This window comes from Novosphingobium sp., from assembly GCF_049240505.1.
GTDB lineage: Bacteria > Pseudomonadota > Alphaproteobacteria > Sphingomonadales > Sphingomonadaceae > Novosphingobium.
In genome coordinates, this window is sequence record NZ_JBMLSM010000173.1 from 33,643 (window position 1) to 56,179 (window position 22,537).

At 62.9% G+C, this 22,537-nt stretch carries 21 protein-coding genes; 12 read left to right on the top strand and 9 right to left on the bottom strand.

Going from position 1 to position 22,537, the window contains the following annotated elements:
* Window positions 1-12: 12 nt before the first annotated feature.
* The 3 genes from ACOVQ0_RS13970 to ACOVQ0_RS13980 are packed head-to-tail and all read left to right on the top strand — an operon-like array spanning window position 13 to window position 3,085.
* Entirely contained in the window at window positions 13-993 is a 981-nt protein-coding gene (locus ACOVQ0_RS13970) for a DUF4198 domain-containing protein (protein WP_421885520.1), read from the top strand.
* A 5-nt stretch (window positions 994-998) separates the two neighbouring features.
* A complete protein-coding gene (locus ACOVQ0_RS13975) occupies window positions 999-1,976 on the top strand; it encodes an FAD:protein FMN transferase (RefSeq protein ID WP_421885643.1) in 978 nt (325 codons plus the stop codon).
* On the top strand, window positions 1,973-3,085 hold the full coding sequence (locus tag ACOVQ0_RS13980) for an alpha-hydroxy acid oxidase (protein WP_421885523.1): 1,113 nt from the start codon (window positions 1,973-1,975) through the stop codon (window positions 3,083-3,085). Before ACOVQ0_RS13975 ends, ACOVQ0_RS13980 begins: the two co-directional genes overlap by 4 nt.
* A 3-nt stretch (window positions 3,086-3,088) precedes the next feature.
* On the opposite strand, the gene ACOVQ0_RS13985 is transcribed toward ACOVQ0_RS13980, so the two are convergent.
* Together ACOVQ0_RS13985 and ACOVQ0_RS13990 are read right to left on the bottom strand one after the other, a co-directional pair.
* Window positions 3,089-3,424 carry an ArsR/SmtB family transcription factor gene (locus tag ACOVQ0_RS13985; protein ID WP_421885525.1) on the bottom strand — a complete coding sequence of 112 codons (336 nt, stop codon included), beginning with the start codon at window positions 3,422-3,424 and terminating at the stop codon, window positions 3,089-3,091.
* Window positions 3,425-3,494: 70 nt separating this feature from the next.
* On the bottom strand, window positions 3,495-3,839 hold the full coding sequence (locus ACOVQ0_RS13990) for a rhodanese-like domain-containing protein (protein WP_421885646.1): 345 nt from the start codon (window positions 3,837-3,839) through the stop codon (window positions 3,495-3,497).
* A gap of 148 nt (window positions 3,840-3,987) precedes the next feature.
* Here ACOVQ0_RS13990 and ACOVQ0_RS13995 point away from each other — a divergent pair, with 148 nt between their 5' ends.
* The 3 genes from ACOVQ0_RS13995 to ACOVQ0_RS14005 all read left to right on the top strand — a co-directional run bounded on the left by ACOVQ0_RS13995 (window position 3,988) and on the right by ACOVQ0_RS14005 (window position 5,998).
* The gene (locus ACOVQ0_RS13995; protein ID WP_421885528.1) at window positions 3,988-4,191 is read left to right on the top strand and encodes a YgaP family membrane protein; all 204 of its coding nucleotides are present in this window, start codon (window positions 3,988-3,990) and stop codon (window positions 4,189-4,191) included.
* A gap of 26 nt (window positions 4,192-4,217) precedes the next feature.
* Complete coding sequence (locus ACOVQ0_RS14000) at window positions 4,218-5,141, top strand: MBL fold metallo-hydrolase (protein WP_421885531.1); 924 nt, start codon at window positions 4,218-4,220, stop codon at window positions 5,139-5,141.
* A 71-nt stretch (window positions 5,142-5,212) separates the two neighbouring features.
* On the top strand, window positions 5,213-5,998 hold the full coding sequence (locus tag ACOVQ0_RS14005) for a sulfite exporter TauE/SafE family protein (RefSeq protein ID WP_421885648.1): 786 nt from the start codon (window positions 5,213-5,215) through the stop codon (window positions 5,996-5,998).
* Here ACOVQ0_RS14005 and ACOVQ0_RS14010 read toward each other — a convergent pair.
* Window positions 5,968-7,566 carry an ATP-binding cassette domain-containing protein gene (locus ACOVQ0_RS14010; RefSeq protein ID WP_421885534.1) on the bottom strand — a complete coding sequence of 533 codons (1,599 nt, stop codon included), beginning with the start codon at window positions 7,564-7,566 and terminating at the stop codon, window positions 5,968-5,970. The genes ACOVQ0_RS14005 and ACOVQ0_RS14010 overlap by 31 nt on opposite strands.
* Window positions 7,563-9,173, bottom strand: coding sequence for an ATP-binding cassette domain-containing protein (locus ACOVQ0_RS14015; RefSeq protein WP_421885537.1), 1,611 nt, complete (start codon window positions 9,171-9,173; stop codon window positions 7,563-7,565). Before ACOVQ0_RS14015 ends, ACOVQ0_RS14010 begins: the two co-directional genes overlap by 4 nt.
* A 154-nt stretch (window positions 9,174-9,327) precedes the next feature.
* Here ACOVQ0_RS14015 and ACOVQ0_RS14020 point away from each other — a divergent pair, with 154 nt between their 5' ends.
* Genes ACOVQ0_RS14020 through cydX form a run of 3 tightly spaced genes read left to right on the top strand, consistent with a single transcriptional unit; the run spans window position 9,328 to window position 12,186 of the window.
* Window positions 9,328-10,902 (top strand): cytochrome ubiquinol oxidase subunit I, encoded by a 1,575-nt coding sequence (locus tag ACOVQ0_RS14020; RefSeq protein ID WP_421885539.1) that lies wholly within the window; start codon window positions 9,328-9,330, stop codon window positions 10,900-10,902.
* A gap of 12 nt (window positions 10,903-10,914) precedes the next feature.
* Window positions 10,915-12,063 carry a cytochrome d ubiquinol oxidase subunit II gene (gene cydB / locus ACOVQ0_RS14025; RefSeq protein ID WP_421885542.1) on the top strand — a complete coding sequence of 383 codons (1,149 nt, stop codon included), beginning with the start codon at window positions 10,915-10,917 and terminating at the stop codon, window positions 12,061-12,063.
* Between the two features lie 12 nt (window positions 12,064-12,075).
* Window positions 12,076-12,186: a cytochrome bd-I oxidase subunit CydX gene (cydX, locus tag ACOVQ0_RS14030; RefSeq protein WP_421885545.1), complete on the top strand. Its 111-nt coding sequence runs from the start codon at window positions 12,076-12,078 to the stop codon at window positions 12,184-12,186.
* A 31-nt stretch (window positions 12,187-12,217) separates the two neighbouring features.
* On the opposite strand, the gene ACOVQ0_RS14035 is transcribed toward cydX, so the two are convergent.
* The 4 genes from ACOVQ0_RS14035 to ACOVQ0_RS14050 all read right to left on the bottom strand — a co-directional run bounded on the left by ACOVQ0_RS14035 (window position 12,218) and on the right by ACOVQ0_RS14050 (window position 16,266).
* Entirely contained in the window at window positions 12,218-12,826 is a 609-nt protein-coding gene (locus ACOVQ0_RS14035) for a hemerythrin domain-containing protein (RefSeq protein ID WP_421885548.1), read from the bottom strand.
* A 13-nt stretch (window positions 12,827-12,839) separates the two neighbouring features.
* The gene (locus ACOVQ0_RS14040) at window positions 12,840-15,008 is read right to left on the bottom strand and encodes a catalase (RefSeq protein ID WP_421885551.1); all 2,169 of its coding nucleotides are present in this window, start codon (window positions 15,006-15,008) and stop codon (window positions 12,840-12,842) included.
* Between the two features lie 155 nt (window positions 15,009-15,163).
* Window positions 15,164-15,379: a hypothetical protein gene (locus tag ACOVQ0_RS14045; RefSeq protein WP_421885554.1), complete on the bottom strand. Its 216-nt coding sequence runs from the start codon at window positions 15,377-15,379 to the stop codon at window positions 15,164-15,166.
* An 86-nt stretch (window positions 15,380-15,465) separates the two neighbouring features.
* On the bottom strand, window positions 15,466-16,266 hold the full coding sequence (locus tag ACOVQ0_RS14050) for an acetoacetate decarboxylase family protein (protein ID WP_421885557.1): 801 nt from the start codon (window positions 16,264-16,266) through the stop codon (window positions 15,466-15,468).
* A gap of 142 nt (window positions 16,267-16,408) precedes the next feature.
* Here ACOVQ0_RS14050 and ACOVQ0_RS14055 point away from each other — a divergent pair, with 142 nt between their 5' ends.
* From ACOVQ0_RS14055 to ACOVQ0_RS14065, 3 genes are read left to right on the top strand one after another with little or no spacing between them, the layout of a single operon-like run.
* Entirely contained in the window at window positions 16,409-17,299 is an 891-nt protein-coding gene (locus ACOVQ0_RS14055; protein ID WP_421885560.1) for a fumarylacetoacetate hydrolase family protein, read from the top strand.
* Window positions 17,300-17,314: 15 nt separating this feature from the next.
* Window positions 17,315-18,736: an aldehyde dehydrogenase family protein gene (locus ACOVQ0_RS14060; protein WP_421885562.1), complete on the top strand. Its 1,422-nt coding sequence runs from the start codon at window positions 17,315-17,317 to the stop codon at window positions 18,734-18,736.
* Between the two features lie 53 nt (window positions 18,737-18,789).
* On the top strand, window positions 18,790-19,842 hold the full coding sequence (locus tag ACOVQ0_RS14065; RefSeq protein ID WP_421885565.1) for an AraC family transcriptional regulator: 1,053 nt from the start codon (window positions 18,790-18,792) through the stop codon (window positions 19,840-19,842).
* A 292-nt stretch (window positions 19,843-20,134) separates the two neighbouring features.
* On the opposite strand, the gene ACOVQ0_RS14070 is transcribed toward ACOVQ0_RS14065, so the two are convergent.
* Window positions 20,135-22,504: a TonB-dependent receptor gene (locus ACOVQ0_RS14070; RefSeq protein WP_421885567.1), complete on the bottom strand. Its 2,370-nt coding sequence runs from the start codon at window positions 22,502-22,504 to the stop codon at window positions 20,135-20,137.
* Window positions 22,505-22,537: the final 33 nt, after the last annotated feature.

The window sequence follows — 22,537 nt, forward strand, 5'->3', positions numbered from 1 at the left end:
AAAGGCAAAGACATGATCCGCAAGTCCCTTCTGCTTGCCGCCGTCGCCGGCATTGCTGCCCCAGCCGCAGCGCACAACGCCTGGCTCCTGCCCTCCACCACCGTCCTGTCTGACACCGTGCAGAGCGTGACTGTGGACATGGGCGCATCCACCGCACCGTTCGAACCCAACCATCAGCCGCTTCCGGCTGAAAACGTCAAGGTCTGGGCACCCGATGGCTCGATGGGCAAGGTCGAGAACGCATCGCGCGGACGCTATCGTTCCACGTTCGACGTGAAGATCGACAAGCCCGGCACGTGGCGCATCGGCATGGAAAGCAACGGCATCGGCGGCACGTTCAAGGTGAATGGCGAACCGTGGATGGTCGGTCGTCGCCGCGGTCCGGCCCCGGCACCGGGAGCGCCCGCAGGCTCAGTTCCCGGCGGTGCCCCTGCCGGTCAGGCCATGATACCGCCTCCCGGCGCGCCTGCTGGCGCTCCCGGTGCTGGTGGTCCCGGCGCTGGTGGCCCCGGTGGCGCTCCGGGTGGACGCCCCCAGATCGACCCCAGCCACATCGTCGCCACCGTCGATGAAATTCCCGCTGGCGCAACCGACCTCAACCTCACCGAAACGGTCGGGCGCAACGAATTTTTCATCAGCGCCGGTGAGCCGAACGACACCCTGCTGAAGCCCACCGGCAAGGGCCTTGAATTCGTGCCCGTCACCCTGCCCACCGATCTCGTCTCGAACGAACCGGGCCAGTTCCGCTTCCTCGTCGATGGCAAGCCCGCTGCAGGGCTTGAAGTCGAAGTGATCCCCGGTGGCCGCCGCTATCGCGAAAGCGACCAGACGCAGAAGCTCAAAACCGATGCACAAGGCCTCGTGACCGTGAACTGGGCGGGCGCAGGCTTCTACTGGCTCAACGCCAGCGTAACGGATGAAAAGCCATCCAACGCCAAGGCTGCCAAACGCCGCATGAGCTACACCGCCACGCTGGAAGTGCTCGCTCCGTGATAGATATGGCCCCGGCACCGCGCATTGCGGTGCCAGCCGATATCGATGCTGCGGCGCTGCGGGGATTCGATCCCGCAGCGCCGCTTTGCGCGTTTGCTGGCGAGACAATGGGCACCACATGGCAGGTGCAGGCCGCCCTGCCCGCCAAGGCCAATCTTGCTGCCGACGACCTGCAAGCCCGAATACAGGTGCGGCTCGACGGTATCGTGCGCGAAATGAGTCATTGGGAAGCGGATTCCGATCTTTCCCGATACAACCGCGCACCTGCAGGCAGCGCAGCCGCGCTCCCAACCGATTTCGCCACGGTCATGGCCTGCGCGCTCGACATTGCCCGCCATAGCGATGGCGCATTCGATCCTGCACAAGGCCGGTTGACTGATCTGTGGGGCCTTGGCCCGAAACCTGTACAGGACGCGCCTAACGACAGCGCCATTAACGAAGCGCTGCGCCTGTCCGGGTGGCACAAGCTGGCCTTCGCATCGGAAACTGCCATGCTCCACCAGCTCGGCGGCGTGTGGCTCGATCTTTCGGGCATTGCCAAGGGCTATGCCGCAGATGCCGTGGCAGACCTGTTGGGCGATCTTGGCCTTGGCCACGCGCTTGTGAACATCGGCGGCGAATGCGCCGGACGCGGGATGCGCCCCGATGGCGATCCGTGGTGGGTCGATCTAGAAAGCCCGCCGGGGCTGGAATTGCCTCCGTTGCGCGTGGCGCTGCATCAGCTTTCCGTTGCCACATCTGGCGATTACCTGCGCGGTGCCCATACGCTCGATCCGCGCAGCGGACGCCCTGCCATTCATGCTACCACCGCCGTCAGCGTGATCCACCGGCGCTGCATGGAAGCCGATGCCTGGGCAACCGCACTCAGCGTCGTGGAATTGCCAGACGCGCAGATGCTGGCCATCCGCCATGATCTGGCCGCGCGCATCTTGCTGCGATCCGGGGCCGAGTGGCTCAGCCCTGCACTGCGCGCAATGCTATGACTGCGCTCCTGCCTCAACTCACGCAAATTCCGCCGCAGATCGCCGCGCTTGGCGATTACGAGGGCTACGCGCGCGAACGGGTCGAGCCGGGTGCATGGGCCTATATCAACGGCGGCGCAGGCGATGAATGGACCCTGCGCGAGAACGTGGCGGCCTTCACGCGCCTGCCGTTGCGCACGCGCGTGCTGCGTCCGATGAAGGGCGCGTCCACCGCCCTCACCCTGTTCGGCTGTGATATGGCCGCACCGATCCTCATCGCGCCGATGGCGTTCCACGGCCTTGTCCACCCCGATGGCGAAGCAGCCACTGCGCTGGCCGCTGCGGCTACCGGAACCACGCTGGTCGTCAGCACGCAGGCGGGCCAGCCGATCGAACATATCGCCAGCGCCGCGCCCGGTGCGCCGTGGTTCCAGCTCTATATCCAGCCCGACGGTGCTTTTACCGAAAGCCTTGTCGCGCGCGCAGAAGCAGCAGGATATCGCGCACTCGTCCTGACCGTAGACGCCCCGGTCAATGGCGTGCGCAATGCCGAAGCGCGAGCGGGCTTTGCCCTGCCGCCACATATTCACGCGGTAAATCTCGAAGGAATGTGCAGCCTCGCGCCCGGTCCCGAAGGTGCGCTCCTGTTTGGCACTCCGCTGCTGGAAAGCGTGCCCGATTGGCAGGACATTTCGTGGCTGCGCAGCCTGACTCGCCTGCCGATTCTGCTCAAAGGCATCGTCGATCCTGAAGACGCACGCCGCGCGCTTGATTGCGGCGTCGATGGGCTGATCGTGTCCAATCACGGCGGACGCACGCTCGACGGTGTGCCTGCGGCAATAGACTTGCTTCCTGCTATTGCCGGTTGCGTTGACCGACAGGTTCCCGTGCTGATCGACGGCGGCGTGCGGCGCGGAACCGATGTTCTGCGCGCGCTGGCACTGGGCGCAAGCGCCGTTCTGGTCGGGCGCCCGATCCTCCACGCCCTTGCCACCGCAGGCGCGCTGGGCGTCGCCCATGCGCTGCGGGTGTTGCAGGCCGAATTCGAACTGGCAATGGCGCTGACCGGGTGCCGCACGCTGGATGAAATCGATACAGGCTGCCTTTTCCCCACGCTGCGCGCGGGTTAACCTTCAAGCCTTGGCAGCAACAGTCCCGTCGATGCCATGTTCAGCGCAAAGCTCGCACATCGCATGGATGATGCCGCGCACGATCGGGTCTTTCAGGCTGTAGTAGCGCGTCTGCGCTTCGCCCCGGATCGTCACCACGCCTTCCTCGCGCAGCAGTGCAAGGTGCTGCGATACCGCCGATTGCGAAAGCCCGGTCAGTTCGACCAGTTCCGTCACCGAAACCTCACCCTCGTCCATCCGGCACATCATCAGCAGCCGCTCGGGATGGCTCATCAGACGCAGACGCCCGGCCATACGGTTGGCATTGCTTTTCAATTCGGAAAGATCGGTCGGCTTCATGGTCGAAGTTCCGTAAGCGGACGGTCGCAATCACGCAATACCACGTTGATGGCCGGGATGACGAGAACCGTCAGAGTTCGACCGGCAGACCGGCCGATTGCCAAGCGCCAAAGCCGCCTGCCAGGTGCGTATCGACTGCGGCCTGAACAGTGTTGCATTTGTCCAGCGCCATGCCCGAGCGTTTGCCGCCAAGGCAATTGAGCACCAGCGTCTTCGCACCGCCCTCAGGCAGTTGCGAAGGCTGGAAGGTGGACAGCGGCATGTTCACTGCGCCGGGGATATGCCCTTCCGCAAACTCATTGACCTCGCGCACATCCACCACCAGCGCCTGCCCCGCCTGCAACAGATTGTGGAGTTCCTGCGCGGTCACTTCCTTGTGCTTGGGTGCGCTGTTTTTGCCAAAGCCAAAAACCATCTGATCCACCTTTCTTCCCGATCTGCCTTGCTGGATTGCAGGCGAATGGACGGGCTTAACATTATGTATTGCTAATATCATAAAAACATTATATACGTCAATCATAATCTATTATCGAGTATTGACGCCTCGTACAGGAGACACTCAAATGACGGTCGAATCCGCCGTATTTCGCTTTGCCGGACTGGTCGTGCTGGCCAGTGCTGCGCTTGCCTACTGGGTCAACCCAGGGTTCCTCCTGCTCACTGGTTTGGCCGGCCTCAGCCTGCTCGTCGCTGGTTTTACCGGCTTCTGCCCGGCAGCAATGGCCTTCAAGAAACTGGGCATCCGCACCGGCAATGTCTTCAAATGACGCCAGTCTGAAAGGACTATCGAGCGATGACTGACACCGCACTCCGCCAAGCCATTGCACAAGTGACGGAAACCGTCGCTTTGGGCACCATGCCGGTCGTCCGCACGTTTTTTGACGAGCCGACCTTCACGGCCACCCATGTCGTGCACGATCCCGCCACGAAACGCGCCGCAATCATTGATTCCGTTGCGGATTTTGATCAGCCTTCGGGCCGGATCACCCACGCTTCGGCTGATGCAGTGATCGCCTATGTCCGAGCTGAAGGGCTGAGTATCGACTGGCTGCTGGAAACCCACGCCCATGCGGATCATCTTTCGGATGCGCCCTATCTGCAGCAGCATCTGGGCGGGAAGATCGTGATCGGGCGCGATATCCTGACCGTACAGGGCGTGTTCGGCACGATTTTCAACGAGCCGGACAGCTTTGCCCGCGATGGGTCGCAGTTCGACCGGCTGATGCAGGACGGCGAATCTTTCGCGCTGGGCAGCATTCCCGCCGTGGCGCTGCACGTGCCCGGCCACACGCCTGCCTGCATGGCCTATGTCATTGGCGATGCGGTGTTTGTTGGCGATACGCTGTTCATGCCGGACTATGGCACCGCCCGCGCCGATTTCCCCGGCGGCGATGCGCGCACGCTGTTCCGCTCGATCCGCCGCCTGATGCAATTGCCCGACGAAACGCGCGTGTTCCTCTGCCATGATTACAAGGCGCCGAACCGCGATACCTTCGTTTGGGAAACCACCATCGGGGCAGAGCGCACCGGCAATGTCCACGTTCACGGTGATGTGGCCGAGGATGATTTTGTGAAGATGCGCGAGGCGCGGGACGCCACTTTGGGAATGCCGCGCCTGATTTTGCCATCGATACAGATCAACATCCGCGCCGGGCATCTGCCTGAACCCGAAGGCAATGGAACGCGCTATCTGAAGCTTCCGATCAACGTTCTCTGAAGTGCACCTAGATGCACCTAGATGCACCTAGCTGCACCTGGGCGTTCCTGAACCTCACCGAAGGTCCGCAAATGTACAGCGAAATCCAGTATTTGCTTGGCAGCGTCAGCGGCGTTCTGATCGGTTTCACGCTGGGCCTCGTCGGCGGTGGAGGATCGATCCTTGCCGTCCCGCTCATGGTCCATGTAGTCGGCGTTAAAAGCCCCCACCTCGCCATCGGCACCAGCGCGCTGGCGGTTGCTGCCAATGCGCTGGCGGGCCTGTTCAACCATGCGCGGACTCGGAACGTGAACTGGCGTTGCGGTGGTTCGTTCGCGCTCGCAGGCGTGATGGGCGCATTGGGCGGATCGACGCTGGGCAAGGCGTTCGACGGCGAAAAACTGTTGTTTCTCTTTGCCTTGCTGATGATCCTCGTGTCAGCCTTGATGTATCGCGGGCGCGGCGATGCCGGGATCGAAGGCGTGCAGTGCAACCGCGACAATCTGCCGAAGGTGGTGCTGTTCGGCATCGGAACCGGCATCCTGTCGGGCTTCTTCGGCATCGGCGGCGGCTTCCTGATCGTCCCTGCACTCGTGGCGTCCACCGCCATGCCGATCTACCGTGCTATCGGCACCTCGTTGATTGCCGTCGCTGCCTTCGGGCTTACGACCGCCGCAAACTATGCGGTTTCGGGCCTGTTGGACTTGCCGCTGGCGGGAACCTTCATCGCGGGCGGGATTGTCGGCTCGATCCTTGGCGCAATGGCGGCAAAGCGTCTTGCGGGGGCGAAGGGTTTGCTCAATACCCTGTTTGCCGGACTGATTGCGGTGGTCGCAGCATACATGCTCTATCGCAACTGGGTGGCGTTCACGGCGTAGGTCTGTTCCGCCAGTCCGTTCAGGCCGGGGCGATGGTTTACCAGCACCAGACCGGTGCCAGTTTCGCGCAGCCATATGTCAAGCGCCTGCGCCATCTGCTTTTCTGTTTGCAGGTCAAGGCCTTCGCTCGGTTCGTCCAGCACCAGCCAGGGCCTGCCCGCCAGCAGCGCGCGGGCGAGTGACAAGCGCTTGCGCTGACCACCCGATAGCCGCGCACCATCCGCGCCAAGCCATGTGTCCAGTCCGGCAGGCAGGGCGTGCACCGTATCGGCAAGGCAGGCGACTTCGAGCGCCGCCCACATTTCCGCCTCGGTCACACCGGGCCGCGCCAGACGCAGATTGTCGGCGACTGTGCCCGCGAGCAACTGCGCGTCCTGTGCGGAAATGGCGAAGACCCGGCGCAGGACTTCGATGCCGAGGCTGGCCGCAGGCATCCCATCGACCAGCGCGGTTTCTGGCGCATCGCGGCGCATACCGGCGAGTGTCATCGCCAAGCGCGTCTTCCCGCTGCCGGATGGTCCGGTGATCCGCACACGCCCGCCTGCCGGAACGTGCACCGCCGCAGCGCCGACGCCGAGAGCGATGGCTGGGCAGGCCGGCAAGGTGGAATCGCTTCCGGGCCGCTCTGGCAGCGCGGCAATCGCTTCGAGCCGCGCGAGCGCCGCATCGACACGCGCGCGTTGCAGGAAGGAGTGACCGAGGCCGCCGAGCGCTTCGAACGCGGCAGCTCCTGCCAGTGCGGCGAGCGCCTGCAACGGCAGAGCGGCGCTGCTCGTGCCCAACATGGCGGCCACGGTGATGGAGGCGGTGGTCAGTTGCAGCGTTTGCAGCGCACCTTCCGCGCGGACGATGGCGAGACGTGCGTGATCCAGCCGCGCGGCCTGTTTTGCGAGCAATGCGGCCACGCGGTCCGTCTGATCGAATAGGGCGATTTCCACGCTGGCCCCGGCATATTCGCCATAGAGGCTTTTCAGGCGCTCAAGCGCTGCACCATGATCCCGCCACGGTTGTGCCAGCAGGCGCGGGGCCGCCAGGCGAGTGGCGATACTGCTGGTGGCAAGACCTGCAGCAAGAACCGCTGCGGACGCAGGGCCAGCCAGCATCGCCGCGCCCAGCCCGGCCAGCGCGCCTGCGATGGCAGATACGGCGGAAACGCGACGGATGGCCAGATCTTCCAGCGCTTCCACATCGGAGCCGAGATGCGCCGCAATCACCCCGCCGCCCCGTTGCGCCATTTCGGCCACGTCCGCCGCTGCGAGGCGCGCGAACAGGCGGGGGCGCAGGTCTGCCAGTCCGTGCAGGGCATCGCGGTGGCCGAGCAACCGTTCGAAGTAGCGCGCCAGCGTGCGTGTGATGGCAAGGCCGCGAATGCCTGCGCTGGGGAGCAGGTAGTTGAAAGCCTGCACGGCCACCACTCCGCCCGCCCCGGCCAGCGCTGCGCCGGTAAGGAACCAGCCCGATATGGCGAGCAGGCCGACGCCCGCCAGCGCTGCAAGGGCAGCGGCAAGGCTGGCGGCAAAACCCGCTCTGCGCCTTGCAATCTGCGCGATGGGAAGAATGCCATTCATGAGCAAGACAGCGTGGATTGCGCGGCGGCAAGCAGCTGCGGATCATGCGTGGCAACGATGACAAGGCGGGTTTGCGCGATGGCTATAAGCACCTCCACCAGGCGCTGCGCGGTTACCGCATCTAGATCGGCAGTGGGTTCATCAAGCAGCAGGATCGGACGGCCTGACAGGATCGCGCGCGCAAGGCCAATGCGGCGGCGTTCTCCGCCTGAAAGGCCCGAGCCGACCGGATCGATTGCCAGATCGCCGCCGCGTGTATCGAGCAAGGCGTCAAGGCCCAGCCTGCGCGCAAGAACGCGCCAGTCCGTGCCGTCCGCACTGCCGAGCAGCAGGTTTTCCTCAAGCGTGCCGGGCAGGAGCAAGGGGCGCTGTCCGCTCCAGCCGATATGCGGATTGAGTGCGCCGGGGGCCGTTTCCAGACCAGCGGCCAGCAATTTTCCCGAGGCGACCGGCACCATACCGACCAGCGCATGAAGCAGCGAGGACTTGCCCGAACCGGTGGCGCCGGTGATGGCATGAAGCCCAGTTTGCGGCCAAGCCGCGCTGAACGGGCCGATGGTGGCCCCATCATCATAGCGGACGAGCAGGTTTTCGATCGTCCAGCCTTGGGGCGCGGTGGCGGTGGGGCGCGCCTCATCGAGCATCGCCTCCGCCCGCGCGAGTTCGGGCTGCACGGTGGCCATCGCGGCTTCACCCTGCTGCTTTTCGTGATAGGCAGCGGCCATGCGGCGCATTCCGAGGTAGAATTCTGGCGCAAGGGCGAGGACGAAGAACGCGCGCGTCAGGTCCAGCCGCTCAGGCGCAGGGAATGGCAGAATGCCCAGCAGCGAGAACCCGCAATAGACCGCGACCAATGCGACCGAGAGCGCTGCGAAAAATTCGAGCACGGCGCTGGATACGAAAGCGATGCGCAGCACGCGCAGGGTGCGCGTGGCCACGTCCTGCGCGGCATCGGCGATCTGGCGGGTGATGCGATCCTCTGCGCCGAAGCTGACGATGATGGGCAGCGTGCGGGCGCGATCCACGAACAGGCCGGTCATGCGGGAAAGCGCGCGATGCTGGCGCTCTGCTTCAACCCGCGCCGCGCTGCCCGCGAGAACCATACCGAAGGCGAATGGCAGCAGCGTTGACAGCATGATTGCGGCGGCCACCCAACTTGCGAGCGCGGCAAGCGCAGCGCAGGCGAGCGGGGAGATCACCGCTGCCGTTCGGATCGGCGCAAACCGGCCAACATAGCCATCAAGGACTTCCACATCATCGATGACCGCGCGGATATCTTCACCGGGAAGGCTACCACGGCGATAGCTTGTGGGCAGAAACGCGGCAAAGAGGCGCGCGCGCGACAACTGTTTGGTGACATTGGCATTCACCTGCCCCCGCAAGGCTCCGCGCGCCTGAGCAATACCCCGTAGCGCTCCGCTGAACGCCAGCGCGACGAGTGCAATCGTGCCTGCCAATGGCGTGCGCATACCGACAGCACTGCCCAGCCAGAACGCCAGCGCACCCGCAAACAGCGCCGCGCCGAACACATCCGCACTCCACCACAAGGCCGCCACACGCACCTGATGCGATGGGGTTTTCAGGAATGTGGAAGCAGGATCAGCCATGTCTTGGCGGGCTTATGGCGCGTGAAGACAGTCGACTGCAAGTTTATATTACCGTTTTCTGATATTGTGAAATGTGATAGATGGCGGGCCAAGTCGAGTCGGGCCTTTCGGGGGCACGTTTTCTGATGCTTCACGATCCAGAGGGACTTTCGTGATGGATATGGCCGTAGTCGAACTTTCGCGGTTTCAGTTTGCGCTGACCGCGATGTACCACTTCCTGTTCGTACCGCTGACGCTTGGACTTTCGTTCCTGTTGGTCATCATGGAAAGCGTCTATGTGATGACTGGCCGCCCGATCTGGCGGCAGATCACACGCTTCTGGGGCAAGTTGTTCGGCATCAACTTCGTGCTGGGCGTGGCCACGGGCCTTACGATGGAGTTCGAATTCGGGACCAACTGGTCCTACTATTCGCACTATGTCGGTGACATTTTCGGCGCGCCGCTGGCCGTCGAAGGGCTGATGGCGTTCTTCCTTGAAGCGACGATGGTGGGGCTGATGTTCTTCGGCTGGGACCGGCTTTCGCGCGTCGGACATCTGGCCGTGACCTTCTGCGTGGCGCTGGGCAGCAATCTTTCGGCGCTGTGGATCCTGATCGCCAACGGGTGGATGCAGAACCCGGTGGGCGCGAACTTCAATCCCGATACGATGCGCATGGAAGTGACCGATTTCGCCGCGGTGCTGTTCAACCCGGTGGCGCAGGCCAAGTTCGTCCACACCGTCAGCGCGGGATATGTCTGCGCTTCGGTCTTCGTGCTGGGCGTTTCGGCTTGGTATCTGCTGAAGGGCAAATGGGTAGGCTTTGCCAAGCGATCGATGATGGTCGCCTCTGCCTTTGGCCTTGCCTCAAGCCTCTCGGTCGTCGTGCTGGGCGATGAATCGGGCTATGCTCTGACCGATAACCAGAAGATGAAACTCGCCGCGATCGAGGCGATGTGGCACACTGAACCTGCGCCTGCGGGGCTTTCGATTTTCGGCATTCCGAACCTTGAAACCGAAACGACCGCTTATGAAGTGAAGATCCCCTATGTGCTGGGGCTGATCTCGACCCGCAGCCTTTCGGGCGAAGTGATGGGCATCAACGATCTGGTGCTGAAAGCGGACGAGCGGATTCGCGCCGGCATTCTGGCCTATGACGCGCTGGAAAAGCTGAAAGCCAACCGCACCGACCTGGCCGCGCGCGAAGCGTTCGAGCGGAACAGGGCGCATCTTGGCTATGCCATGCTGCTCAAGCGCCATATCGACGATCCACGCAAGGCGACCGACGCACAGATCCTGATGGCCGCGCGCGATACGATCCCCAACGTGCCGGTGATGTTCTGGCTGTTCCGTCTGATGGCCGGGCTGGGTTTCGCGTTCATCGGTTTCTTCGCACTGGCGTTCTATTGCTCATCCACCTGCCATTTCGAGAAGCGGTGGTTCCTGAAACTGGCGGTAGCGATGATCCCGCTGCCGTGGGTGGCCATCGAGTTCGGCTGGCTGCTGGCCGAAATCGGGCGTCAGCCGTGGGCGGTGGAAGGCGTGCTGCCGACGTTCCTTGGCGCTTCGTCGCTGACCGTGGGGCAAGTGTGGGCGACGATTGCGGGGTTCACCGCGCTCTATTCGGTGCTTGCGGTGATCGAGGTGCGGCTGATGCTGTCCGCCATTCGCAAGGGACCGGTGGAACATGCGCCGGAAGCAAAAGACGAAACGTCCTTGGGCGGTGGCTTTGCGCCGCTTCCCGCCGAATAAGGAGCGAGGACGATGGGTATTCCTCTCGACTATGAAACGCTGCGGATCATCTGGTGGGCATTGATGGGCGTGCTGCTGATCGGCTTTGCGCTGACCGATGGCTATGACCTTGGCGTGGCCACGCTCCTGCCCTTTGTGGCCAAGGACGATGCCGAGCGGCGGCTGGTGATCAATTCCGTCGCAGCGCATTGGGAAGGCCATCAGGTGTGGCTGATCCTTGGCGGCGGGGCGATATTTGCGGCCTGGCCTTTCGTCTATGCGGTGAGCTTTTCGGGCTTTTACATCGCGATGTTTCTGGTGCTGGCGGCGCTGATCCTGCGGCCGGTGGCGTTCAAGTATCGCTCGAAGCATTCCGACGCCGCATGGCGCAGCCGGTGGGACATGGCGCTATTTGTTTCGGGCGTTGTGCCCGCGCTGGTGTTCGGCGTGGCGGTGGGCAACGTGCTGCTGGGCGTGCCGTTCCGTCTGGATGGCGATCTGCGCAGCTTCTATGAAGGGACGCTGCTGGGCCTGTTCACACCCTTTGCCCTGTTGAGCGGTCTGCTGTCGGTGGCGATGCTGGTGCTGCACGGTGCGGGCTGGCTAGCGATGAAGATCGAGGATGGGCCGGTGCTGGACCGGGCGCGGCGGATTGGCAGTGTTGCGGCTATGGCATCGGTTGCGCTGTTTACGCTGGGCGGCGTGATGGTGGCGCAGGCGGGCATGGGCTTCCGATTGGCAAGCCTTGTCGATACCGCAGGGCCATCGAACCCGCATTATGCAGAGGCCGTTGCCGCATCGGGCGCTTGGCTGACCAATTATGCCGCGCAGCCGTGGACGCTGCTTGCGCCGCTACTGGGGCTGGCCGGGCCGGTGCTGGCACTCGTGGGCATTCGCGGGCGGAACCATCTGCTCAACTTCGGTGGATCGTCGCTGGCGACGGTGGGGATCATTTCGACGGTGGGCCTGTCGATGTTCCCGTTCATCCTGCCGAGTTCCATCGATCCGGGATCGAGCCTGACGGTGTGGAACGCTTCGTCCAGCCATCTCACGCTGTGGATCATGCTGCTGGTGACGGTGGTGATGCTGCCGCTGGTGCTGGCCTATACCGCGTGGGCCATGAAGGTGCTGTTCGGGCGGCTGACCATGCGTGAAATCCAGAACAGCCCCGACTTTTACTGAGGAGCAAGGCAGATGTGGTATTTTACCTGGGTTCTGGGCCTTGGCCTTGCCGTGGCGTTCGGGATCATCAACGGCATGTGGAACGAGTTCCGCATGGGCGATGCGGGAGAGGCGGAAGAATAGTCCTCCGCCCTCCGCAATCAGGCCTGCGCGATTACGCGATATCGTTGATCTTCAGCTTCGGCTTGAGTTCGGCGGCGGCCTTCTCTTCCTTCTTCCGGCGTTCGAACACGGTGCGCATGTATTTGCGGTCGGCGTCTGACAGGATCTTCTCGCTTTCGACGAACTGCTCCTGCTCTTCCTCGCGGATGTGGTGCAGGTATTCGTGCTTCAGGTCGGCGAAGCGTTCCATCCACTTTTTCGTGGCCATGTCGCGCGCGGTCAGATCATCGAGCATCTTGTCGATGTCCTTGTGCTCGGCAACGGCGTGGCGCGCGAACTCGGTGGTTTCGGGATTGCGCAGGACGGTGGACCACAGCGCCTGCTCTTCGGCGGCGGCGTGGGCTTTCAGTTCGTAGACCAGTTCTTCGAACAGGGTAGCGCGGTCTTCGCTCTTGCCATCGGTTGCCTCGATCATGGACAGCAAAGCGCGGTGGCGGTCGTGATCCTCGATCAGCCGACCGAACACATCGGGAAGACCCCGCAAATCGGTTTCCGGGGTCTGGCCGATGCGGACCGGCACATCGGGCGCAATCGCCTTGGCCTTTGCGATGGCCTTCGATTTTGCTGCTGCCGGGGTTTCTTGCTTTGCCTTGGTAGCCATTTTCTGCGCTCCTTCAGGCGAGGTTGCGGATTTTCGGCTCGCGCGCGAAGTGACGCACAGGGCCGACGCTGAGAAGCTGGTCGTTGGGCACGACGCCTTCGTCCCTTTCGACGCCAGCCTTGTCGAGAATGATCTGGGTGCCCTTGCAGTGAGCAATGGTTTTACAATGGCCATAGGCGTCCATGAACCACTGCACCGCTGCGCCCTGCTGCGAGAGTTTCTGCGCCGCATCGGGCATCAGCACCGAAGCGACCGCATCGAACATGATTGATGGCGAACCATCTAGTTGGCCATCGGCCTTGAGCGTGCCGCCCTTCACCGGGATGCCGCCGACTTTGGGCGCGACGAGGAAGACGCTGCCGCCTTCGGCCTCCACGCCCGCCTTCAATTCGTCAATCGTTGCCTTGTCCGATCCTTCGGCAAAGAGAATGCCGACCTTGCGGCCTTCGAAGGTCTTCTTCGCCTGCTTCTGGATCGACAGGGCATCGGACGGCTTCATCTTCACCGGTTCGCGTGCCGCAGGAGCCTTTTCGGGCAGGTCCATCGCCAGCCCATCGGCAACGCGCTGAGCCAGTTCCTCGTCCACGTTGCGCAGGCGCGACAGCACGCGCGTGCGGACATGTTCGAGCGATACTTTCGACAGTTCGAACACCAGCGCCGAGGCGATGTGCGCCTGCTCGCTTTCCGTCTGCGAATGGAAGAACAGCGCGGCCTGGCTGTAGTGATCGGCAAAGAGTTCCGCCCTCACCCGCACCTTCTCGGTCGGATCGTTACGCTCGCCATTTTCGCGGAACGAGGTGAAGCCGGTTTCCGGGCAGGCGCGCGGGCCGCTGTCTTCGCCCGCTTCGTCCAAGGAGTTCGGTTCGTAGTTCGCGCGGCCGGTGGGAACCAGCGTCTGCATCAACCCATCGCGCTGCATGTTGTGGAACGGGCACTTGGGAGCATTGATCGGGATCTGGTGGAAGTTGGTGGTGCCGAGGCGCGACTTCTGCGTGTCGAGATAGGAGAACAGGCGGCCTTGCAGCAGTGGGTCGTTCGAGAAATCGATGCCGGGGATGACGTTGCTGGGGAGGAAGGCGACCTGCTCCGTCTCGGCAAAGAAGTTGTCGACGTTGCGGTTCAGCGTCATGCGACCGACGATCTCAACCGGCACGTCCTCTTCGGGGATGAGCTTGGTGGCGTCCAGCACATCGTAAGGCTGGCTGGCGGCAAAATCCTCGTCAAACACCTGAACACCCAAGTCCCACGCGGGGAAGGTTCCGGCGTCGATGCTTTCGAACAGATCGCGCCGGTGGAAATCGGGGTCCGCCCCGGCGATCTTGACCGCTTCGTCCCAGATCAGCGATTCCATGCCGAGAACCGGCTTCCAGTGGAACTTCACGAACTTGCCCTCACCCGCAGCATTGACGAAGCGGAAGGTGTGGACGCCGAAGCCTTCCATCATCCGCAACGTGCGGGGAATGGCGCGGTCGCTCATCGCCCACATGATCATGTGCAGGGTTTCCGGCATCAGGCCAACGAAATCCCAAAACGTATCGTGTGCGCTCGCCGCCTGCGGATAGCCGCGATCGGCTTCCATCTTTACCGAATGGACCAGATCGGGGAACTTCATCGCATCCTGAATGAAGAACACCGGGATGTTGTTGCCCACCAGATCCCAGTTGCCATCATCGGTGTAGAACTTGACCGCAAACCCGCGCACGTCGCGCGGCGTGTCGACTGACCCTGCCCCGCCTGCGACGGTGGAGAAACGCACGAAGACGGGGCAGGTTGTGCCCTTTTTCTGAAACAGGCCAGCCTTGGTGAGTTCGGGAATGGCCTTCGTCACTTCGAACACGCCGTGCGCGCCAGAGCCGCGCGCGTGGACGATGCGTTCGGGAATACGTTCGTGATCGAAGTGGAAAATCTTCTCCCGCAGGATGAAGTCTTCCAGCAGCGTCGGGCCACGCTCGCCCGCCTTCAGGCTGTTCTGGTTGTCAGAGAGGCGATGACCGAAGTTGTCGGTCAGGAATGCTGCGTCATCGGCTTTCGCGCCTGCGTTCTGCTTGGTTTCACCGGCATTGCCGTTGGTGGTTTCGTATGCGGCGTTCCCACTGCCGGGCTGATGGTCTGCCAGCCCGTTTTCGAGCGCGGGGGTCACAGGGTTTGAGCTTTCGGACTTCGCTGGGGGTGTCTTAGCCATCGTCAGCTTCCTTCATGTTGCGCACGCGCAAGCCAGCGCGCAGGCAGAACACAGGTTCCGCCCGGCACGCGGGTCGTTTGATTTTAGTTCCGGGTTTCACCTGCAGCGAAGCCGCCCGTCCCTTCTGGAACGAGCGGCCTGCCGTCAGGCGTGAATCAATATGGCAGGTGCCGCTGGCGCGCCTGCTTCTTCTTGAAGTGGCGCGATACGAGCCACGTTCCGGCGGCAGCCGCCGCCATACCCATCGGCCCCATGCGACGCATGGCGGTGGCGGCGACAACGCCCATAAGCGCGCCGCTACCCTCGCTCATGCCGGGGGTCCGTTCGGCAATCTTCTTGCCAACAACTGCAGAAATGATCTTGCCAAGCATATGTCGTCCTCTTCACCCGCCTGAACGAGTGCTGGGAGACATGGTTCCCTGCAAGAACTGCGCGCCTGTTGCGCGCAGATGGCGTTTTACAGGTTGTTGCGGAACAGCGTCGTCCCTGCTTTCCACGAAACGCCGACCTCGTGCCAGTAACCGGCGATCTTTTCCTGCGGTGTGATGTCGAGCAGTTCTTCCACCGGGCTGTCGAAATAGGCCAGATCGAAGTCACCCTTGAAGCAACGGCCGAAATCCACGTCAAAGCTCGACATGGTGACGACTTCATTCAGGCTCTGCGTGCCGTCCGTTTCAATCGCTGGCATCCAGCGGTTGTGCGCCATCGGATGACCGTTGACGAAGCCGGGCTTTTCACAAGGTTCGGTGATGGTGAAGCGCCCATCGGCAAGGCGGCGGTCGAACGCTGCCAGTGTCACCCCGAAGGTGCCGCCGGACGCAAGGCGTGGCCCGGCCTTCCCGACATAGACCGGGCGGCTCATGTGGATCGAACCCAGTTTCTTCGGATATCCCTGGTGCTGGCCGCGCAGCATGGCAAATTCCTTGTCCACCCAGATGTAGACACAGCGCGAATACGTCTTGCCCTGGAACTTGCAGCGGACGACGATGAACATCTCCTTGTACTGCACGCGGATGGGATCGAGCAGTTGTGCAGGGTCTTCTCCGGTCGATTGCCAGTCTGCCCAGATCGCGGCGACGGCACCGGGATCTTCATCGGCCAGATCGAAGCCCTCGGGCAAAAGCGCTGCAACTTTCGCCGGGTCGGTGCGGTATTCCAGTGTAATCAGTTCGCCCGAATAGTGCCACGGCACGGGCGGCACGATGCTGGCCTTGCCGGTAGGAGTGCGCGGGTAGAACAGGCCCTTCAGGTCGGTCATGGGATCCTCGACGAATTGCGGTCAGCCCTCGTTCTAGCGCGGCTTTCGACCCAAGCTTGGCCACAACGGCCAAAGCCGGATGGCCGGTGCCGCCCTATGGTGTGCTTCAACAATCCATCTTCACGATCCCAGTCGAGGCCCTATGACCACCGAATATCGCCGCATCCTGCTTGATGGCTATCCGATCCTCACCACCCGTCAGGGCGATGAACTTGTCACCAGAGACGGGCGCAGCATTGGCGTCGACGAGGCGGTGCACCTTGCGCCCTGCAACCCGTCCAAGATCATCTGCGTTCACCTGAACTACCACAGCCGCGTGCAGGAATTCATCACCAGGCTGCCGCCTGCTCCCACCTATTTCCAGAAGCCGCTGACCGCACTCAACACCCACAACGGTGCCATCGTGCGCCCCGAACGCTGCAAGTGGCTGAACTACGAAGGCGAAATCGCCATCGTCATCGGCAAGACATGCCGCAACATCTCTCCTGCCGAAGCGGGTGCCTACATCCTCGGCTATTCGGTTGCCAACGATTATGGCCTGCACGATTTCCGCGATACCGATGCGGGTTCCATGCTGCGCGTGAAAGGATCAGACACGCTTTGCCCCATCGGCCCCGGCCTCGTTACCGGTTGGGATTTCCGAGACAAGATGATCCGCACTTATGTGAATGGCGTCCTCAAACAGGAGGATACGACCGCCAACATGGAATGGGACATGCACTATCTGGTGGCCGACATCGCGCGCACCATCACGCTGGAGCCGGGCGACGTGCTGCTTTCAGGCACCCCTGCCAACAGCCGCCCGGTGCAGATCGGCGATGTGGTGGAAGTCGAAGTCGAAGGCCTTGGCAGCCTTTCGAACACCATCGTTCACGGTCCTACCCCGATCCGCGACGATTGCGGCGCGCAGCCGACCGAAAGCGAGGAAGTGATCTCGACCGCGATGGGTGGTGACTGGGAGTTTCGCGGAAAGCGTGCTGCGGGCGGCCAGGGCGCGGCCTTCTATGAATCCGCGCTCGACGAAACGAAGTAAGGACCGGCACGCGACATGGCTGACGCAACGCGGTTCTACATCGATGGCGCGTGGGTCGCGCCGGTGGCCGACGCACGCGCGGCCATCGCCAACCCGGCGGACCGTTCGGTCATCGGTGAGGTTGCACTGGGCAGCCCCGCCGATGCCGAAGCGGCAATCGCAGCGGCGAAGGCAGCCTTTCCGGCATGGTCGGCCACCAGCCGCGCAAAGCGGCTTGGCTTTCTGGAGAAGATCAACGCCGCTCTTGTTGCCCGTGCTGACGAGATCGGCGATGCGATCATGGCCGAAATGGGCGCCCCCATCGGCCTTGCGCGCGGGGCGCAGGCCGGGTCTGGCCCGCAGCATTTTACCGAAACGATCCGCGTGCTGCGCGATTACCCGTTCGAAACCCCGCTCGGCTCCACGCTGCTGCAACGCGAAGCCATCGGTGTCTGCGTGCTGATCACGCCGTGGAACTGGCCGATGAACCAGATCGCCACCAAGGTCGCCCCCGCGCTGGCGGCAGGCTGCACGATGGTGCTCAAGCCCAGCGAAGTTGCCCCGCTCGACGCTGCGATCCTTGCCGAAATCATGGATGAGGCTGGCCTGCCCAAAGGCGTGTTCAATCTTGTCCACGGTGCTGGGCCGGATATCGGCAATGCGCTGACCGGCCATCCCGATGTCGATATGGTCAGTTTCACCGGCTCTACCCGCGCCGGTGTGGCCATCGCCACCAATGCCGCGCCCACGATAAAGCGGGTGGCGCTGGAACTGGGCGGCAAAAGCGCCAGCATCGTGCTACCGGGGGCCGATCTGGCAGAGGTCGTTCCTGCCAGCGTGCGCGGCTGTATGCTCAACACCGGGCAAAGCTGCAACGCGCCTACGCGGCTGCTGGTCCCGCGCGATCGATTGGCCGAAGCAGAAGCGTTGGCAAAGGCTGCGGCACAGGCGATTACCGTCGGTATGCCCGCCGACAATCCCGATATGGGGCCGGTTGCCAACGCAGCGCAATACGCCCGCGTCGTCGCGCTGATCGATCAGGGCGTTGCCGAAGGATCGCGCCTGTTGTGCGGCGGCTCTGCCCTGCCCGCAGGATTGGAAAACGGCCTGTTCGTGCCGCCGACGATCTTCACCGACGTTGCCCCCGATTCCACGATCGCGCGCGAGGAAGTGTTTGGCCCAGTGCTGGCGATCATCGCCTATGACAGTGTGGATCAAGCCGTCGCCATCGCCAACGACAGCCTCTATGGCCTGTCAGGCTATGTCTGGGGCGCAGATAAGGACAGCGCCCGCACAGTGGCCCGCCGCCTGCGCACCGGCATGGTCCACCTGAACGGCGCAGGGCTGGACAGCGCGGCGCCTTTCGGTGGTTACAAGATGTCGGGCAATGGCCGCGAATGGGGCGTTTGGGGGCTTGAGGAGTTTCTTGAGGTGAAGTCGATCTACGGCGGTGCCTGAAGGACAAGCGGATCGCTTGCCAGTTTGGCTGTGATCGATAGTCTTTGCTTCCCATGCACGCGCCGACGATCTCCGCACAGTTCCTCCGCCATGTGGCCAACTGTGTCGAACTGACGGGCCGCGATGCCGCACCCTTGCTGGCAAGGCTTGGCATCACACAGGAACAGGTCGACGATCCCGAAGGGCTGATCCCGCTGGCCGCGTTCCTTGCGTTCTTCGAAAGCGCGGCCGACCTTGTGCGCAACCCGCACTTCGGGCTGCACGCCGCGCGGCTTACCGGATCGGACAGTCTTGGCCCGTTGAGCTTCCTGTTCCTAAGCGCGCCGACGCTGGGCGCAGCCTTCACCAGCTTCACGCGGTATCTGGCATTGATGCAGCAGGCATCGCGCAATACGTTCAGCACCGGCGCGCAATGGGCCACGTTCGAATACATGGTGCTCGACCAGCGGCTCACCGCACGCAGGCAGGACACCGAATACTCCATCGGCGCGATGTTCACGCTCGCCCGCCAGTTCTGTGGTGGCAGCATCGAACTGCGCGAAGTGCGGTTCGAACATGAGCGCGTGGGCGATTACTCCCGTTACCGGGATTACTTCGGCTGCGATGTATTCTTCGAACAGGAAGCCAACGCCTTTTCGTTCGACGCGGCGCTGCTGGACAGGCGCGGCACGGCGCTCAGTTCTTCGCTTCACCCGATCATCGAAGACCACCTGCGCAGGCGCGAACCTGTTGGAACCGGTGATGCAGAAGGCTTTGCCGACAGGGTGCGGCGGGCGATCAGCGCCGTGCCGCTCGACCGTCCACCGCAGGCCAGCGATGTGGCCCAGCGCCTCGGCTGCTCCCCCGCAACCTTCAACCGCAGATTGGTCGATGAAGGCACAAGCTGGCGCGCGCTTCTGGCGGTCCACCGGATGGACGCCGCAGCGCGCCTCTTGCGTGAAAGCAGGCGCGAGATCAGCGCAATTGCGCTCGCTCTGGGCTTTTCCGAAAGCGCGGCCTTCGTGCGCAGCTTCACGCGGCATTTCGGCACATCGCCGGGGCGCTACCGCAGACGAATGCAAAATGACGCCGCCCTCCCGCAGAAAGGCGACGCAAGAGCCAGATGACATAAGGTTGCATCGCCGGGATTGCCTCAGGAAGCTTCTCGGCAAGGAGTGTTTCGCAGGCCGGGCTGGTTGCCCGGACAAGAGACGCGATGCTGCCACAGTCCTTGGCCGAGAGGCTTCCTGAGGCAACCGCTTTGCGGCGGGCCGATTTTGGCCCATCGCAGCGTCGATCGTCGGTCACTATGCGACGGCATGGCTCCCTCCTCTCTCCTCGCGCTGGGCCAAAATCGGCTCCGTCTCGGCGGTGCAACCTTATTTCATCTGGCTCTAGTTCAGGGTGAATTGCCGGGCGCTACCACTTGACCGTGGCGCTGATCCCATAAGTCGCAGGCTTGGCATAAACCGAGGTCGTGCCAAGCGGGCCAAGGTTGAGCGCATAGGCGCGGTAGGCCTTGTCGAACACGTTGCGTCCGAACACCTGCACCGAAAGGCGATCGTCCTCCGAAGTCCAGCTTAGCGAGGCGTTGGTCACGTTATACGCTGGCTGGATCGACGACTGGCCGTTGGTGACTTCAAGGAACTGCTTGTCGTACCAGACGCCATCCACCTGCGCGACGACATTGCCGCCAAAGGCATCGACATTGTAGCGCAGCACATAGTTGAAGCTGAACCGGGGCGCGTTGGGAAACTTGGCCCCGCTGATCGACTTGGCCGGATAATCGCAGAAGTAGGTGCCGTCGTTCTGGTCGGCGCAATATTGCGGCACCGACGCTCCGGGCACCAGCACCGAAAGGAACTGTGATCCCGCCGTCTGCACGGTATCGACGTGCGTCCGCTCCCACGTCGCGCCAAGGTTCAGGTTGAAGCGTTCGCTGGGCTGGAAGAACGTTTCCAGCTCCAGACCAGTCGCATTGGCATTGCTGTTGCCCACCTGCGGCACGCCACCGATCAGCGCGAAGGCCTGATAATCGTCGTAGATGTAATGATAGGCCGTCGCATTGACGCGCAGCGTGCGCGAAGGGTTGGACCATTTCACCCCCGCTTCGAACGAATTGAGCGTTTCGGGACGATGCTGGAAGGTCTGCGCGGTCACATAGCCGTTGAGCGTGAAATTGCCGCCCTTGATGCCCCGGTTCCACGACGCGAACAGCAGCGTGTCGTCGGCGGGCTTGTAATTCAGCGTCACGCGCGCGGCCACATCGCCATCGGAAATCCGGTTTGCGCCGGGGACAGTGGCTGAAAACGTCTCGTCCGTGGCAATCAGGGCGGAAGCTGTCCCTTCGACCACGGCGGAGCGATAGTCGACGGTCTTGGTGTCCTTCGAATAGCGCACACCGCCGATGACGGTCACCTTGTCGGAAAGGTCAAATTCGGCCTGCCCGAACACCGACCAGTTCTTCGATCGCACGTCATACGTTTCCGCGATGGTCGGTGAAACGCCCGGCAGCCCTGCCGCCAGCGCCGCGCCGATGGCTGGTGCCCCCACGGTGTCCATGCCGCCCCGGATCTTCATGTCGAGATAGTATGCGCCCGCCTGCCAGCGCACCCGGTCGCTCTCGCCCGCAAGGCGCAGCTCCTGGCTGAACTGCTGGTAACGCGCGTTGGTGCGGAACACGATAACCTCTACCGGCAGCGCATCACCGTCTTCCTGATAATCCTTGCGCAGATCGGTGTAGTTGGTGATCGAGGTCAGATCCACGCCACCAAGATCATAGGTCAGCTTGCCCTGATAGATATTGGTGTTGCGGTTGAACACGCCCGGCGTATCGCTGAAGTTCTGGAACGGGCTGGCCGGTTCGCCGGTGATCCCGTTGATCACCCCGCCGCTGCCGTTGCCCAGCCCCGCCGCATCGGTGCCGCAATAGCCGTTGTCCTGCAGGTTGCAGTTGTCGAACACATAACCGCCGGTGGCGACGTTGTTGTCCTCGCTGTGCTTGACCCACAGGTCCAGCTTTCCATCCGGTCCCAGATCGGCTTGCACCGTGCCGCGCAGCGCCCAGCCGTTTTCGCTGCCAAGATCCTGCCCGTTGCCATCGAACACGCCCGGCAGCGCGGCAGCCGACTTGATATAGCCATCGGCCTTCACCACGCGGCCCGCGATGCGCGCGCGGATGCCGTCGGTCAGCGATCCGCCCACCGCGCCTTCCAATGCCCGCCGGTCGAACCGCTCGTAGCTGGCGGTGACATAGCCGTTGAATTCGGCCTTGCTGGCATCGGTGGACAGGTAGTGAATCAGCCCGCCCGTGGCGTTGCGGCCAAACAGAGTGCCCTGCGGCCCGCGCAGCACTTCCACGCGCGAAACGTCGAACAACTGGCCCGAAAGCCCGTTGATCGACCCCATGTAGGCATCGTCGACATAGACCGCGATCGGTGCTTCGAGATAGTCGGTGAAGTTGTTCTGCGAGATACCGCGCAAGTTGAAGATCGTGACGTTGGGCGACCATGCGTTAAGCTGCAGGCCCGGCACCTGCTGGGTGATCTGCGTCGCATCGGTCACGCCCAATGCTTTAAGCTGATCGCCCGAATAGGCGGTGATCGCAATGGGCACCTTCTGGACGTTTTCGGCCCGCTTGTTGGCCGTCACCGTTATGCCGCCAAAAACCGAGGTATTTTCCGCCGCTTGCGCCTCGGTTGCCTGCGCTTCCTGCGCCACGGCCGGAGCGGCCATTCCGATCAGCGCCAGCATCGAAACCGAACACGCGAACTTCACAGATGTCATCATGATTTCCCCCCAGTGCCCTTCACCAGCGCGATG